Annotated in this window: 15 protein-coding genes and 1 tRNA gene; 10 read left to right on the top strand and 6 right to left on the bottom strand. The window is 72.6% G+C overall.

What is annotated here, in order from left to right; genetic code table 11:
• Positions 1 to 22: 22 nt before the first annotated feature.
• The gene (locus AB4Z02_RS11670; protein ID WP_056885168.1) at positions 23 to 1,069 is read right to left on the bottom strand and encodes a zinc-dependent alcohol dehydrogenase family protein; all 1,047 of its coding nucleotides are present in this window, start codon (positions 1,067 to 1,069) and stop codon (positions 23 to 25) included.
• A 255-nt stretch (positions 1,070 to 1,324) separates the two neighbouring features.
• Positions 1,325 to 1,412 (bottom strand) — tRNA-Leu (locus AB4Z02_RS11665).
• Positions 1,413 to 1,595: 183 nt separating this feature from the next.
• On the opposite strand from AB4Z02_RS11665, the gene AB4Z02_RS11660 reads away from it, so the two are divergent.
• The gene (locus tag AB4Z02_RS11660; RefSeq protein ID WP_441971133.1) at positions 1,596 to 2,957 is read left to right on the top strand and encodes a M20/M25/M40 family metallo-hydrolase; all 1,362 of its coding nucleotides are present in this window, start codon (positions 1,596 to 1,598) and stop codon (positions 2,955 to 2,957) included.
• A 156-nt stretch (positions 2,958 to 3,113) separates the two neighbouring features.
• Positions 3,114 to 4,049: a hypothetical protein gene (locus AB4Z02_RS11655; RefSeq protein ID WP_441971131.1), complete on the top strand. Its 936-nt coding sequence runs from the start codon at positions 3,114 to 3,116 to the stop codon at positions 4,047 to 4,049.
• On the opposite strand, the gene AB4Z02_RS11650 is transcribed toward AB4Z02_RS11655, so the two are convergent.
• Entirely contained in the window at positions 4,024 to 4,209 is a 186-nt protein-coding gene (locus AB4Z02_RS11650) for a DUF5703 family protein (protein ID WP_056885354.1), read from the bottom strand. The two genes, AB4Z02_RS11655 and AB4Z02_RS11650, sit on opposite strands and share 26 nt — an antisense overlap.
• Positions 4,210 to 4,247: 38 nt before the next feature.
• Between AB4Z02_RS11650 and AB4Z02_RS11645 the strand changes: the two genes are divergently transcribed.
• Positions 4,248 to 4,586 (top strand): hypothetical protein, encoded by a 339-nt coding sequence (locus AB4Z02_RS11645; RefSeq protein WP_056885165.1) that lies wholly within the window; start codon positions 4,248 to 4,250, stop codon positions 4,584 to 4,586.
• 52 nt (positions 4,587 to 4,638) lie between these two features.
• On the opposite strand, the gene AB4Z02_RS11640 is transcribed toward AB4Z02_RS11645, so the two are convergent.
• Positions 4,639 to 5,577 carry an aldo/keto reductase gene (locus tag AB4Z02_RS11640; RefSeq protein ID WP_441971129.1) on the bottom strand — a complete coding sequence of 313 codons (939 nt, stop codon included), beginning with the start codon at positions 5,575 to 5,577 and terminating at the stop codon, positions 4,639 to 4,641.
• A 64-nt stretch (positions 5,578 to 5,641) separates the two neighbouring features.
• Here AB4Z02_RS11640 and AB4Z02_RS11635 point away from each other — a divergent pair, with 64 nt between their 5' ends.
• Positions 5,642 to 6,700 (top strand): LLM class F420-dependent oxidoreductase, encoded by a 1,059-nt coding sequence (locus tag AB4Z02_RS11635; protein WP_441971127.1) that lies wholly within the window; start codon positions 5,642 to 5,644, stop codon positions 6,698 to 6,700.
• Positions 6,701 to 6,757: 57 nt separating this feature from the next.
• Positions 6,758 to 7,615 carry an undecaprenyl-diphosphate phosphatase gene (locus AB4Z02_RS11630; RefSeq protein ID WP_441971125.1) on the top strand — a complete coding sequence of 286 codons (858 nt, stop codon included), beginning with the start codon at positions 6,758 to 6,760 and terminating at the stop codon, positions 7,613 to 7,615.
• A 1-nt stretch (position 7,616) separates the two neighbouring features.
• On the opposite strand, the gene corA is transcribed toward AB4Z02_RS11630, so the two are convergent.
• The gene (gene corA, locus AB4Z02_RS11625) at positions 7,617 to 8,597 is read right to left on the bottom strand and encodes a magnesium/cobalt transporter CorA (RefSeq protein ID WP_056885161.1); all 981 of its coding nucleotides are present in this window, start codon (positions 8,595 to 8,597) and stop codon (positions 7,617 to 7,619) included.
• Between the two features lie 58 nt (positions 8,598 to 8,655).
• Here corA and AB4Z02_RS11620 point away from each other — a divergent pair, with 58 nt between their 5' ends.
• The 4 genes from AB4Z02_RS11620 to mshC are packed head-to-tail and all read left to right on the top strand — an operon-like array spanning position 8,656 to position 11,980.
• Positions 8,656 to 9,354, top strand: a complete 699-nt coding sequence (locus AB4Z02_RS11620; protein WP_441971124.1) for an MSMEG_4193 family putative phosphomutase — start codon at positions 8,656 to 8,658, stop codon at positions 9,352 to 9,354.
• Between the two features lie 10 nt (positions 9,355 to 9,364).
• On the top strand, positions 9,365 to 9,904 hold the full coding sequence (locus AB4Z02_RS11615; protein ID WP_056885159.1) for a DUF3090 domain-containing protein: 540 nt from the start codon (positions 9,365 to 9,367) through the stop codon (positions 9,902 to 9,904).
• Complete coding sequence (locus AB4Z02_RS11610; RefSeq protein ID WP_235531569.1) at positions 9,832 to 10,710, top strand: SCO1664 family protein; 879 nt, start codon at positions 9,832 to 9,834, stop codon at positions 10,708 to 10,710. The genes AB4Z02_RS11615 and AB4Z02_RS11610 overlap by 73 nt, the downstream gene beginning before the upstream one ends.
• 22 nt (positions 10,711 to 10,732) lie before the next feature.
• Positions 10,733 to 11,980, top strand: a complete 1,248-nt coding sequence (gene mshC, locus AB4Z02_RS11605) for a cysteine--1-D-myo-inosityl 2-amino-2-deoxy-alpha-D-glucopyranoside ligase (RefSeq protein ID WP_441971122.1) — start codon at positions 10,733 to 10,735, stop codon at positions 11,978 to 11,980.
• 112 nt (positions 11,981 to 12,092) lie between these two features.
• Here the strand turns inward: mshC and AB4Z02_RS11600 are convergent, their stop codons facing one another.
• A complete protein-coding gene (locus tag AB4Z02_RS11600) occupies positions 12,093 to 12,953 on the bottom strand; it encodes a PAC2 family protein (RefSeq protein ID WP_441971120.1) in 861 nt (286 codons plus the stop codon).
• 161 nt (positions 12,954 to 13,114) lie between these two features.
• On the opposite strand from AB4Z02_RS11600, the gene AB4Z02_RS11595 reads away from it, so the two are divergent.
• Entirely contained in the window at positions 13,115 to 13,810 is a 696-nt protein-coding gene (locus AB4Z02_RS11595; protein ID WP_441971119.1) for an HAD family hydrolase, read from the top strand.
• Positions 13,811 to 13,813: the final 3 nt, after the last annotated feature.

Here is a 13,813-nt window from a genome sequence, read left to right as displayed (position 1 = left end):
CGCCTGGTCGCGTCGGGGCTCCTCAGGACCGCGCGCTGAGGACGACCTTGAGGGCCTGGGTGTCGGCGGCGTTCGCGAAGACCTCGTAGGCCTGCATGAAGTCGTCGAGCCCGAAGCGGTGCGTCACGAGCTGACCGAGGTCGAGCTGCCGGCTGGCGAGCAGGCGCAGCAGCGTGGGCGTCGAGTAGGTGTCGACCAGGCCCGTGGTGATCGTGACGTCCTTGATCCACAGGTCCTCGAGGTGCAGGGTCGCGGGTTTGCCGTGCACGCCGACGTTGGCGACGGTCCCGCCGGGGCGCACGAGCGCCGCGCACTGCTCGAAGGTGCCGGGAATCCCCACGGCCTCGATCGCCACGTCGGCGCCGAGCCCGTCCGTCAGGCCGCGGACGACTTCGAGGGCGTCGTCGCGCGAGGCGTCGACGACGACGTCCGCGCCGACCCGCTTGGCCGCGTCGAGCCGGGAGCCGGCGAGGTCGATCGCCACCACGTGCGCCGGACTGAACAGCTTGGCGCCCATGATCGAGGAGAGGCCGATCGGGCCCGCGCCGACCACGGCGACGACGTCACCGGGGCGCACGTGGCCGTTGAGGACGCCCACTTCGTAGCCCGTGGGGCCGATGTCGGCGAGCATGAGGACCTCCTCGTCGGTGACGCCGGCGGGGATGGCGAAGGTGGAGGTGTCGGCGAACGGGACCCGGACGTACTCGGCCTGCGTCCCGTCGATGAGGTGCCCGAGGATCCAGCCACCCCCGCCGAGGCACTGGCCGTAGCGGGCCTCTCGGCAGTAGCGGCACGAGCCGCAGGCGGTGATGCACGAGACGAGCACGCGATCCCCGGGGGAGAGGTTCTTGACGCCCGAGCCGACCGACTCGACGGTGCCCACCGCCTCGTGCCCGAGGATGCGGCCGTCGGTCACCGCGGGGACGTCGCCCTTGAGGATGTGCAGGTCGGTGCCGCAGATGGTGACCGAGTCGACGCGCACGACGGCATCCGTGTCGTCCTGGATGGATGGCTTCGGGACCTCCTCCCACGACTTGCGGCCCGGTCCGTGGTAGACGACGGCATGCATGGGTGGCTCCTCTCGCGACCTGCACCCTGCAGGCCCAGCAACCACTCCACCGCGAGGCGTCGCCGGGCAGGAGAGTCCTAGGTCCCGCATGGCGCAGGGAACTCAGCGGTCGGCGGTCGGGGCATTCGCTCGATCAGGGGTGTCCGGAGGGGGAGCCGTCGCCGGCTCGTCCCTCACCGGCTCCTCCCAAGACCGCCTGCCGCCGTCAACGACGAAGAAGGACCCCCGGAAAAGCATGGGGGTCCTTCTTCGTCGTGGTGTCCGGAGGGGGACTTGAACCCCCACGCCCGATAAAGGGCACTAGCACCTCAAGCTAGCGCGTCTGCCATTCCGCCACCCGGACAGGGTGTGAGACAAGCCTCCCGGAGGAGCGCCTGCTGCGACCCGGAACGATACACGTCGGGGGGTGCAACTCCCAAACCGCCCCGGTGCCAAGGAAATGGAGGCCCACGCCAAGCGTCGTACGGCCCTCACCCGCGGGTCGCTGCCGCTCGTTCGGCGCACCCGCGCGCCTAGGGTGGAGGGCATGAGCGACGCCGCCAACCCCGCCCCGGACGCCAGCCCGACCACCGAGGTCACCGGACCTGCCGACGAGGTCGTGCGCATCTGCCGCGACCTCATCCGCATCGACAGCACCAACTACGGCGACGGGAGTGGACCGGGGGAGCGGGAGGCCGCGGAGTACGTCGTGGCCCAGCTCCGCGAGGTGGGGCTCGAGCCGACGGTGGTCGAGAGCGACCCGGGGCGCACCAGCGTCGTGGTCCGACTCGAGGGCGAGGACCGGGAGCGGCCCGCCCTGTGCATTCACGGCCACCTCGACGTGGTGCCCGCCAACGCCGCCGACTGGCAGGTCGACCCGTTCAGCGCCGAGCTGCGCGACGGCTGCGTGTGGGGCCGTGGCGCGGTCGACATGAAGGACATGGACGCGATGATCCTGGCCGTCGTCCGCGACCTCGCCCGCCGCGGCGCCAAGCCCCCGCGCGACCTCGTCGTCGCCTTCTTCGCCGACGAGGAGGCCGGGGGCGTCAAGGGTTCGCACCACGTGGTCAAGACCCACCCCGAGCTGTTCGAGGGCGTCACCGAGGCGGTCAGCGAGGTGGGCGGCTACAGCGTCACCGTGCCGACGACCGGCGGCGTCGAGACCCGCGCCTACCTCGTCCAGACCGCGGAGAAGGGCATCCTCTGGCTGCGGCTCGTGGCCACCGGACGCGCCGGCCACGGGTCCGTCCCGAACCCCGACAACGCGATCGTCCACCTCGCCGAGGCGATCAGCCGGATCAACGCCCACAAGTGGCCCCGCGAGTACATCGCCTCGGTGCGCGAGCTGCTCGACGGGCTCAGCGACCTCACCGGGACCAGCTGGTCCGACGAGGACCTCGACGACCTGCTCGACCACCTCGGCGGCGCCCAGGGGTTCGTGCGCGGGACCCTGCAGGACACCGCCAACTTCACGATGGCCGACGCCGGGTACAAGCACAACGTCATCCCCCAGAGTGCCAGCGCCGCCCTGGACTGCCGGTTCCTGCCCGGCCACGACGACGACCTGCTCGCGACCATCCGCGAGCTCGCCGGGGAGCACGTCGAGGTCGAGGTCGTGCACCGTGACATCGCGCTCGATGCCCCGTTCGAGGGCCCGCTCGTGGAGGCGATGACCGCGGCGCTGCTGGCGGAGGACCCGGGTGCGCAGGTGCTGCCCTACTGCCTCTCGGGCGGCACCGACAACAAGGCCCTGAGCACCCTCGGCATCACCGGCTACGGCTTCGCGCCCCTGCAGCTGCCCGCCGACCTCGACTTCGCCCCGATGTTCCACGGCATCGACGAGCGCGTGCCCGTGGCGGCCCTCGAGTTCGGCGCGCGGGTGCTGTCGCGCTTCGTCGCCACCTGCTGACAGGGGTACGGCGCGGGGCCGGCTCCGTGCGGTACCGGGCTCGGCCACCGGGCCCCCGGACAGCTCGTCCCGCGAGTGGGTTACCGGCCCGTAGCCTTCGGCGTCCCCGGTCGTTGACCGGGCAGGGACCTCACCCTGTCCGGCAAAGGAGCCACCATGACCAGGCGTCGCCAGCACACCGCCACCGCCCGGCTCGTCGCCGCCCTCGGGGTGGCCGGCGCCCTGGTCTGCGGGGGCGCGACCGCGTCGCAGGCCCTGACGCTGCCCGACCCGGTCGCCACCACGGTGGGTGACGTCACCTCGACGGTCACCGGGGCGACCGGCGGCCTCGGTCTCCCGGTCCCCGGAGCGACGACCACGGCCCCGGGCTCCGGCTCCGGTACGACGCCGGCCTCGCACCCGTCGGGGACGTCCACCACCTCGGCGACCGCAGGCGCACAGGGGGGTTCGTCGAAGTCCGGCACCTCGAGTGCGACCGAGGCGAAGGGTTCGAAGGGCTCTGCTGCGTCCACGGCCGCGGGCGGGAGCGCCGTCGTCGACAGCCCGGCCGCGACAGCGTGCATCATCCCCACCGGGGGCACGTCGCCGGCTGTCGAGGTGGACCTCCGCGCGGCAGGGGTGGACCTGTCCTCGCCGCTCGTCAAGCAGTTCCCCCAGGCTCTTGCCCCCTGCCCCGAGGGTGCCGTGCCCGCCGGCGACCACGTGGCCTCGGTGGACGCCGCCGCGCAGGGTCTGCTCGGCGCGTGCGTCCGGGTGACGCGGCAGGTCGTGCCGCTGCAGACCACGCTCGTGGTGCTCGACCACGACGTCATCAAGGAGCTCACCGCCGCCGGGGTGCCCCTCGACCGCCTCGTCGTACCGTGCCCGGGGGCGGCGGGGTCGCCGGCACCGGGCAACGCCCCGTCGGCCCCTGCTGCGCACGATCCGTCAGCCGGTGGCCGTCCCGGCGCTGCCTCGGCCCTGCCGGCCCGGCTCGCCTTCACCGGCGGCGCCGTCGTCCCCATGGCACTCGCGGGCGCCGGAATGCTCTGGCTCGGGGTGCTGATGACCCGCCGGGCCCGGGGGCTCAGTGGGGTCGCGGGACGCGGATGATCTTGCGCCGCAACCAGGTGCGCTGCACGCCACCGAGATAGATCCGCGTGCGGTGCAGCTCCCAGTGGCCGTACTCGGCATGGTCGGCCAGGGTCCGCCGGATGTCGGACCGGGAGTCGCCTCGGGCGAAGCTCAGGACGCGGTACTCGTACTCAACCATCACCGCCATTTCTACCCGGAACCCGCTACGGTCTCCACATGACCGCAGACCCGCGTGGCGCGCTGGCCGACCTCGTGGCCGCATTCGAGCGGCACCTCGAGGCCTCGGCCTCCAAGCGCGGTGAGGAAGACCCCACCGTCATCGCCGCCTACGACGACCTCGCGGATGCCTTCGCGGCCTACGACGACACCCTCCTGCAGGCCTACGGCGAGATGACGCCGCTCGACATCTACGACGGTGACGAGGATGACGACGACGAGGACGAGGACGACGAGGAGCTCGACGACCACTCCGACGAGGACGGCGACGGCGCCGTCTACTCGGGTCTCGACGACACCGACTACGACGACGGTGACGAGGACGACGACCGCGCCTGACCCGGGCTGACGGTCGACCTCGGGTGCAGGCCCCGGCGGGGGGTCGCCACCCTCAGGCGGACACCTCGTCGAGGGCGGCCACGAGCTCCGCGGGGAGATCCAGGTCCTCGCTCGCCAGCGATGTACGCAACTGTGCCGTGGTCCGGGCCCCCACGACGGGCGCCACGACGCCGGGGCGGTCACGGACCCAGGCGAGGGCGACCTCCGCGGGGGTGACCTCGAGGCCCTTGGCCGCGATGGCCAGGGCCTCGACGATGCCGGTGCTGCGGTCGTCGAGGTAGCGCGCGGTGAACCGCGGGAAGTCCCGTGAGGCGGCGCGGGAGTCGGCCGGGACCCCGTGGCGGTACTTCCCGGTGAGGACGCCGCGGCCGAGCGGCGACCAGGGCAGCAGCCCGAACCCCAGCGCCTGCGAGGCCGCGAGCAGGTCCGGCTCGGCGGCACGGTTGACCAGGGAGTACTCGACCTCGTTGGCGACCAGCGGGACCCGCGCCTGCTCCAGCAGCGACAGGGCGCGGGCGGTCTGCCAGCCGCTGAAGTTGGACACGCCGACGTAGCGTGCTCGGCCGGTGCTGACCGCCCACTCCAGGGCCGACAGCGTCTCGGTGAGGGGAGCCTCGTCGGACCACGTGTGCACGAGCCACAGGTCGACGTGGTCGGTGGCCAGGCGCTCCAACGAGGTGTCGAGCTGGCTGAGCAGGCTGTGGCGCGAGGTGTCCACGACACGGTGCCCCGAACGCCGCGAGATGCCGGACTTGGTGCAGATGACGAGCTCGTCGCGGTCGACCTCGTCCTCGATGAGGCGCCCGATGATCTCCTCGGACGCACCGTCGGAGTACCCGTGAGCCGTGTCGACGAGGGTGCCGCCGGCGTCGACGAAGGTGCGCAGCTGCTCGCGCGCCGCCTCCTCGTCGGTGGTCCGTCCCCAGGTCATCGTCCCCAGGCCGAGGCGCGACACCGTCAGGCCCGAGCTCCCCATCCGTCGCTGGCGCATGGTCCCGTACCGTAGCCGCCGCGTCGGGCCCGCACCGCGCAGCCCCGCCGATAGCCTCCGTGCCATGGAACTCGGTGTGAACCTCGGCTACTTCGGGATGGGTGTCGACCAGGACAACGTGGCGGTGGCGCAGGAGGCCGACCGGCTCGGCTACGCGGTCGCCTGGGCCGCGGAGGCGTACGGGTCGGACGTGCCCACGGTCCTCTCCTGGGTCGGGGCGCTCACCGAGCGGATCCACCTCGGCGCCGCGGTCATGCAGATCCCGGCGCGCACCCCGGCGATGACGGCCATGACCGCCGCGACGTTGGACACCCTCTCCGGCGGCCGCTTCCGACTGGGCCTCGGCGTCAGCGGTCCGCAGGTCAGCGAGGGCTGGCACGGCGTACGGTTCGCGGCGCCGCTCGCCCGCACCCGCGAGTACGTCGACATCGTGCGCATGGCGCTGCGGCGGGAGACGGTCGCCTACGAGGGCCGGCACTTCACGCTGCCGCTGCCCGACGGTCCCGGCAAGCCGCTCAAGCTCACCATCCACCCGCCCCGGCCGGACCTGCCCATCTACCTCGCCGCGGTCGGCCCGAAGAACCTCGAGCTCGCCGGTGAGGTGGCCGACGGCTGGCACGCGATCTTCTTCAGCCCCGAGCACTCGCGCGAGCAGGTCGAGAGCGTCGTGACCGGCCGCCGGCGAGCCGGTCGGGGGACGGAGGCGAACCCGTTGGAGGGCTTCGACATCGCCCCGTCGGTGCCCGTCGTCATCGGCGACGACGTCGAGGCCGCGGCCGACGCGGTCCGGCCCTACGCAGCCCTCTACATCGGCGGGATGGGCTCACGGGAGCAGAACTTCTACAACCAGCTCGCCTGCCGGATGGGCTTCGAGGACGCGGCAGCCGAGGTCCAGGACCTCTACCTCGCGCGGCGGCACCGCGACGCCGCGGCGGCCGTGCCGTTCGAGCTCATCGACGCCACCTCGCTCATCGGCACCCGGGAGCGCATCGCGGCCCGGATCGGCCGCTACGCCGACGCCGGGGTGGGCACGCTGTCGGTGGCGCCGTTCGCCGGAGGCCTCGAGGAGCGCCTGCATGTCGTGCGGACCATGGCCGAGGTCATGCGCGAGACTGTCGGCTGACGGGCCGCACCCCGACGCCAGTGCCGCTCCCCGCGTCCTCGACCTGAAAGCAGAACCGTGACCCTCAGCTACCTCGACGCCGTCATCCTCGGCATCGTCGAGGGACTCACCGAGTTCCTCCCCGTCTCCTCCACCGGCCACCTCACCATCACCGAGAAGCTGCTCGGCCTCACCGTGGACGACCCGGGCGTCACGGCGTACACCGCGGTCATCCAGCTCGGCGCCATCCTGGCGACGCTGCTGTACTTCCGGCGCGACATCGTCCGGCTGCTCGTGGCCTGGGTCGGGGGGCTGCGCGGCGCCGAGGGTCGCACCCACCACGACTACCAGCTGGCGTGGGCGGTCATCGTCGGGTCCATCCCGGTGGGCATCGTCGGCTTCCTCGGCAAGGACCTCATCAGCGGCCCGCTCCGCAGCCTCTGGGTCGTCGCGGCGGCCCTGGTGCTGTGGAGCGCCGTGATGTGGCTCGCCGAGACCAGGCACGCGGCCCTGGCCCGCCGGGGCGACGAGCGCCACGAGGGCGAGGTGACGGTGCAGGACGGCGTCGTCATCGGCCTGGTGCAGTGCTTCTCGCTGGTGCCCGGCGTGTCCCGCTCGGGGGCGACGATCTCGGCCGGCCTGTTCCGCGGCCTCGACCGGGTCACGGCGACCCGGCTCTCGTTCTTCATGGCCATCCCCGCGCTGACCGCGGCCGGCCTGTTCGAGATGGCGAGCGAGACCGACCACCTCAAGCTCCTCGGCATCGGCCAGATGGTCGTCGGCGTCGTGGTGTCCTTCGTGGTCGCCTACGCCTCGATCGCGTGGCTGCTCAAGTTCGTCAGCAGCAACAAGATCACGGCCTTCGTCTGGTACCGCGTGGCGCTGGGTGCCGTGCTGGTCGTGGTCCTCTCCGCCGGCTGGATGACCGCCACCTGAGCTACAGCCAGTCGGAGCGGCGGAACGCGCGGTACAGGCCCAGGCAGGCGACGGCCATGACGCCCAGCACGACGTAGTAGCCGTACCTGAAGCGCAGCTCCGGCATGTTGTCGAAGTTCATGCCGTAGACGCCGGCGATCATCGTGGGTACGGCGGCGATGGCGACCCAGGCGGAGATCTTGCGCATGTCGCTGTTCTGCTGCACCGAGATCTGCGCCAGGTGGGCGTTGAGGACGTCGGTGAGCAGGCGGTCGTACGACTCCACGTGGTCGATGACACGCAGCAGGTGGTCGGCGACGTCGCGGAACAGCAGCCGCATCTCCTTGACGCTGACGGGGCTGCGCGACCCGTCGTGGAGCATGCTCAGGGGCGCGGCGAGCGGTGTCGCGGCGCGGCGGAACTCGAGGACCTCGCGCTTGAGGCGGTAGATCTGGCCGGAGTCGGTGTCACGGGCACCGGAGAACACCGCCGCCTCGATCTCCTCGAGGTCGTTCTGGAGCTCGCCGTCGATGGCGACGTAGTTGTCGACGATCGCGTCCATGACGGCGTGCAGGACGCTGACCTCGCCGTGGCGCAGCTGCTGCGGCATCCCCTCGAGCCGGTGGCGCACCGACGCCAGGGGGCTGACGTCGCCGTACCGGACGGTGACCACGAAGCGGTCGCCGACGAAGAGCATGACCTCACCGGTCTCGACGTCGCTGGTCGCCTCGACGTAGCGCAGCGTCTTGAGCACCACGAAGATCGTGTTGTCGTACAGCTCGACCTTGGGTCGCTGGTTGCCCTTGATGGCGTCTTCGACGGCGAGCGGGTGCAGCTTGAGCTCGTCGTTGACGAGGTCGAACTCGGCGTCGGTCGGGTCCTTGAGCCCGATCCAGAGGAAGGCGTGCGGGTCGGCCCCGGTGCGCAGGCCCTCGAGGGCGTCGCTGAGGTCACCGCAGGGTTCGCGGATGCCGTCGCGGTAGATGGCTTGGTCGACGATCACGGGGCTACTCCACCACGTCGCCGCGGCCGGGGCGAGCGACCGGCCGTAGAGTGCGGACGTGCCCACCCTCCTGCTCGTCCGCCACGGCCACTCCAGCGCGAACGGCGAGGGGATCCTGGCCGGCCGCCTGCCCGGCGTCCACCTGACCGAGCGCGGCCGCGGCCAGGCCGCGGCCCTCGGAGAGCGCTTCGCCCGCGCCCCGGTCGCCCGGGTGGTGAGCAGCCCGCTCGAGCGGTGCCTGGAGACGGCGCACCCGCTGGCCACGGCGGTGGGGGTCCAGGTCGTGGTCGAGGACGGCCTGCAGGAGTGCGCGTACGGCGCATGGAGCGGCCGGAAGCTGAGCGAGCTCGCCAAGGAGCCGCTCTGGTCGACGGTCCAGGACGACCCCGGCAGCGCGCGCTTCCCCGACCACGACGAGTACGCCGCCGAGAGCCTGCAGGAGATGAGCGACCGCGTCGTCGAGGCGGTACGCCGCCACGACGCCGAGGTGCTCGAGTCGCACGGCAAGGACGCCGTCTGGGTCGCGGTCAGCCACGGCGACCTCGTCAAGGCCGTGCTGGCCGACGCGACGGGCGCGGGCCTGGGGCACTTCCAGCGCTACACCGCCGACCCCGCCTCGGTCTGCGCCATCCGCTACGGCGAGCGCCACACGTTCCTGCTGTCCGCCAACGAGCTGGCCCCGGACCTCGCGCGGTTCCGGCCACCGGCCGACGCCCCGCCGACGGGGGACGCGCAGGTCGGCGGCGGAGCCGGTTAGAGTTTTGACCATGTCGCTCCACGAGTTCGACCCGCCGGACCGGTTCGTCGCCGGGACCGTCGGGCCACCGGGACAGCGGACCTTCTTCCTCCAGGCGAGCGAGGGCCGGCGCCTCACCAGCGTGTCCCTCGAGAAGCAGCAGGTGGACGTCCTCGCGACGCGCATCAACGACCTGCTCGACAGCTACGCCGGGGGCGCGGGCGCCGACCACGTCGCGGCCGAGGTCGTCGACAACGCCCCGCTCGACACCCCGATCGAGGACGAGTTCCGGGTCAACACCCTCGCCCTCGCGTGGGACGAGGACCGCCAGGTCATCATCATCGAGGCGCTGGACCGCGACCCCGACGACCCCGAGGCATCGCTGGAGCCCGACGTCCTCACCACCGAGCCCCGCCAGGTCCGGGTGGTCCTCACCCCTGCCCGCGCCAGGGCCTTCGCCCGGCGTGCCCAGTCGATCGTGGCTGCCGGGAGGCCGCCGTGCCCGTTCTGCGGTGGTCCGCTCGAGGTCGAGGGCCACATCTGCCCTCGCGCGAACGGCTACAAGCGCTGAGCCCGAGCCAGCCCGGCGACGCCGACCTGCTCGAGGTCCTCACGCGGGAGGACCTCGAGGTCCTCGGGCGGATCGCGGACGCCTCCAACCTGGCGGTGCTCGTGCGCGCCGGCGCGGGCGGGCCCCTCGCGATCTACAAGCCGGTCATGGGGGAGCGGCCGCTGTGGGACTTCCCCGACGGCACGCTCGCCGGCCGGGAGGTCGCGGCCTACCTCATCAGTGCCGCCGGCGGCTTCGACGTCGTGCCGCCGACGGTGCTGCGCTCGGGCCCGCAGGGCATCGGCTCCGTGCAGCGCTGGGTGGGCGACCCGACCGACGAGCCGGAGCACCCGGTCGACGTCGTCGGCCCGCGCGAGGTGCCGACCGGCTGGCTGCCGGTGCTGCGCGGCGAGAACGAGCTGGGCGAGCCCGTGGTCGTCGTGCACGAGGACTCGGCGGCGGCGCGGACCGTCGCGGCCTTCGACGCCCTCATCAACAACTCCGACCGCAAGGGTTCGCACCTCGTGCGCGACGAGGGGAGGCTGCGCGGGTTCGACCACGGCGTGAGCCTGCACGAGGAGCCCAAGCTCCGTACGGTGCTGTGGGGGTTCGCGGGCGAGCCGATCGCCGAGGCCGACCTGGCCCGCATCGCGGCGGTCGTCGAGCTGGTGCAGGACGAGGAGGCGTCGCTGCGCGCCGAGCTGGACTCCCTGCTCACCCTGCGCGAGGTCGCGGCCCTGCTCGGGCGCGGCCGCCGGCTGCTGGACCGCAGGGCCTACCCGGTCCCGTCGGGGCAGTGGCCGGCCATCCCGTGGCCGCCCCTCTGAGCGGCCAACGTAGAGTTCCGCTGTGATCTCCTGGCCGACCCCGTTCCTCCCCGCCGTCCCCGGCACCGGCCACCCGGTCCAGGTCTTCGACACCGCCTCCGGTGTCGTGCGCCCCCTCACCCCGGGGCCGACCGCGCGGATGTACGTCTGCGGCATCACGCCGTACGACGCCACGCACATGGGGCACGCGGCCACCTACGTCACGTTCGACGTCCTCGGCCGCGCCCTTCGCGACGCCGGCCACGACGTGGTCTACGTGCAGAACATCACCGACGTCGACGACCCGCTCATCGAGCGCGCGCAGCGGGACGGCGTGCGGTGGGAGGACCTCGCCACCCGCGAGATCGCCCTGTTCCGCGAGGACATGACCGCCCTGGCCGTCATCCCGCCCGACCACTACGTCGGCGTCGTCGAGAGCATCGACTCGGTCGCCAAGGCGGTCCGGGGGCTCGTGGACCGCGGCGCGGCGTACTCCGTGCCGACGGCCGAGTCCGACGGTGACGACGTGTACCTCGACCTCACCAGCGACGAGGGCTTCGGCGGCGTCTCGGGCTGGACGCGCGAGCAGATGCTCGAGGTCTACGCCGAGCGCGGCGGCGACCCCCACCGCGAGGGCAAGCGCGACGCGCTCGACCCGCTGCTGTGGCGCGCGGCCCGTGAGGGCGAACCCTCCTGGGAGGTCGACGGGCTGCCCGCCGGCCGTCCCGGATGGCACATCGAGTGCACCGCCATCGCCCTGGACCACCTGGGCATGACGTTCGACGTGCAGGGCGGTGGCACCGACCTCGTCTTCCCGCACCACGAGATGAGCGCCACCCAGGCCGTCGTCCTCACCGGGGAGCGGCCGTTCGCCCGCACCTACGCCCACCAGGCCATGGTCGGCCTCGACGGCGAGAAGATGAGCAAGTCCAGGGGAAACCTCGTGCTCGTCTCGGCCCTACGGGCCGAAGGCGTCGACCCCATGGCCATCCGGCTCGCCCTGCTGTCGCAGCACTACCGCACGGAGTGGTCGTGGAGCGACGACCTGCTCAAGCAGGCCCAGGAGCGCCTCGACACGTGGGGCGCCGCTCTCTCTGTCGACGGGGCCCCGGACAGCGAGGACGTCGTCGAGCAGGTGCGTCGCCATGTGGCCGACGACCTCGACACCCCGGGCGCCCTCGCGGCCGTGGACCGCTGGGCCAAGGAGTGCCTCACCCGGGGTGGCAGCGACACCGCGGCGTCCGGCGTCCTGGCCCGCGCCCTCGACGCCGTCCTCGGCGTCCGCGTCTGACCCGGATCTGACCTGGTCTCGAGGCTGACCTGCCAACACGCTGAGGCGCTTCGGGTCAGCCCGGCCCGGCTCGTCCCGGCTGGCTCAGCGCGGCTGGCTCAGCCCGGCTGGCTCAGCCCGGCTGGCCGGGGCCGTCCTGGCCGCGCCGGCGCAGGTAGCGCTCGAACTCGCGGGCGATCGCGTCGCCGCTGGCCTCCGGCAGGTCGGCGGTGTCCTGGGCCTGCTCGAGGGACTGGACGTACTCCGCGACCTCCTCGTCGGTCTCGGCGAGCTCGTTGATGCCGCGCTCCCACGCCCGCGCGCCGTCGGCGAGGTCACCGTGGGGGATGGGGGCGTCGAGCAGCTCCTCCAGCCGCGAGACGAGCGCCAGCGTCGCCTTGGGGGACGGGGAGTGGCCGGCGTAGTGCGGGACGGCGGCCCAGCACGAGATCGACTGCATGCCCGACTGCGTGGCGGCGTCGGCCAGCACGCCCACGATGCCCGTCGGGCCCTCGTATCGGCTCGGCTCGAGGTCGAAGCGGTGGATGACGTCGTCGTCGTCGGAGGTGGCGGTGACCGGGATGGGACGGGTGTGTGCCACGTCGGCCATGAGGGCGCCGAGGGTGAAGACCGTCGACGCCCCCACCTGCTGGGCGAACTCCATCAGCTCGATGGTGAAGGCACGCCAGCGGAACGACGGCTCGATGCCCTGGATGAGCACCACGTCGCGCTGCAGCGTCTCGCTGCTGGCCACGAGGATCCGCGTCGTGCGCCAGTGGATGCGGCGTCGGCCGTCGTCGAGGACGACCCGCGGCCGGTTGACCTGGAAGTCGTAGTAGTCCTCCGGGTCGAGGGCGGCGACGGCCTCGGCGTCCCAGACGTCGACGAGGTGGTCGATGGCTGCGGTGGCAGCCTCGCCCGCGTCGTTCCAGCCCTCGAAGGCCGCGATGACGACCGGGTTGTTCAGCTCCGGTACGTCCTCGAGCTCGATCACCGTTCCTCCTCGCCCGTGCCCGGCGGCACTCAGTCCTCCCAGCCTACGGTCCGCGGTGCTGCCGGGTCCCGCCGCCTGCGTATAGTCGGGCGCGCCGCCTCCACCCTCGCGCGCCACCCCACCAGCACCACCACCCCCGAACCAGCCGGAGCCCCACAGCCATGTCCTCGTCCCCGTCGACCGCCTCCACCGACCGGCTGCCGGCGGCCGTCCTGTGGGACATGGACGGGACGCTGGTTGACACCGAGCCCTACTGGATCAACGCCGAGCACGCGATCGTCGAGGAGGCCGGCGGCACCTGGAGCGACGAGTACGCCCACCAGCTCGTCGGCAACGACCTGATGGTGTCCGCGCAGTTCATCCGCGACAACAGCCCCGTCGAGCTCGACCCGGTCGAGATCATCGAGGAGCTGCTGCGACGCGTCGTGGCGCAGGTGGCCGAGCACGTGCCGTGGCGTCCCGGCGCCCTCGAGCTCCTCACCGCGTTGCAGGAGGCCGGCGTACCGAGCGCGCTGGTCACCATGTCGTGGCGCTCCCTGGCCGACGCCGTCCTCGCGGCGCTGCCGGCGCAGACGTTCACCGCGGTCATCACCGGCGACGAGGTCGAGCACGGCAAGCCACACCCCGAGCCCTACCTCGCCGCGGCACGCACCCTCGGGGTCAATGTGGCCGACTGCGTCGCGATCGAGGACTCCCCGACGGGGGTTCGGTCCGCCGTCGCGGCGGGGGTGCCGACCATCGCCGTGCCGCACGTCGTGCCGGTACCGGTGACCGTGGGGGCCGTCCAGGTCCCCAGCCTTCGCGGGCTCACGCCTGCCGACCTGCGCACGGTCTTCGACGGCGCCCGCCAGCAGTAGCGC

The organism is Pedococcus sp. 2YAF34, from assembly GCF_052114585.1.
Lineage (GTDB): Bacteria > Actinomycetota > Actinomycetes > Actinomycetales > Dermatophilaceae > Pedococcus.
This window is presented reverse-complemented; position numbering and strand designations above follow the sequence as displayed.

What these genes read in the sequence shown, in the direction of transcription:
- AB4Z02_RS11670 (WP_056885168.1), bottom strand. Translation starts at nt 1,069, where the DNA reads ATGCATGCCGTCGTCTACCACGGACCGGGCCGCAAGTCGTGGGAGGAG.
- AB4Z02_RS11660 (WP_441971133.1), top strand. Translation starts at nt 1,596, where the DNA reads ATGAGCGACGCCGCCAACCCCGCCCCGGACGCCAGCCCGACCACCGAG.
- AB4Z02_RS11655 (WP_441971131.1), top strand. Translation starts at nt 3,114, where the DNA reads ATGACCAGGCGTCGCCAGCACACCGCCACCGCCCGGCTCGTCGCCGCC.
- AB4Z02_RS11650 (WP_056885354.1), bottom strand. Translation starts at nt 4,209, where the DNA reads ATGGTTGAGTACGAGTACCGCGTCCTGAGCTTCGCCCGAGGCGACTCC.
- AB4Z02_RS11645 (WP_056885165.1), top strand. Translation starts at nt 4,248, where the DNA reads ATGACCGCAGACCCGCGTGGCGCGCTGGCCGACCTCGTGGCCGCATTC.
- AB4Z02_RS11640 (WP_441971129.1), bottom strand. Translation starts at nt 5,577, where the DNA reads ATGCGCCAGCGACGGATGGGGAGCTCGGGCCTGACGGTGTCGCGCCTC.
- AB4Z02_RS11635 (WP_441971127.1), top strand. Translation starts at nt 5,642, where the DNA reads ATGGAACTCGGTGTGAACCTCGGCTACTTCGGGATGGGTGTCGACCAG.
- AB4Z02_RS11615 (WP_056885159.1), top strand. Translation starts at nt 9,365, where the DNA reads ATGTCGCTCCACGAGTTCGACCCGCCGGACCGGTTCGTCGCCGGGACC.
- AB4Z02_RS11595 (WP_441971119.1), top strand. Translation starts at nt 13,115, where the DNA reads ATGTCCTCGTCCCCGTCGACCGCCTCCACCGACCGGCTGCCGGCGGCC.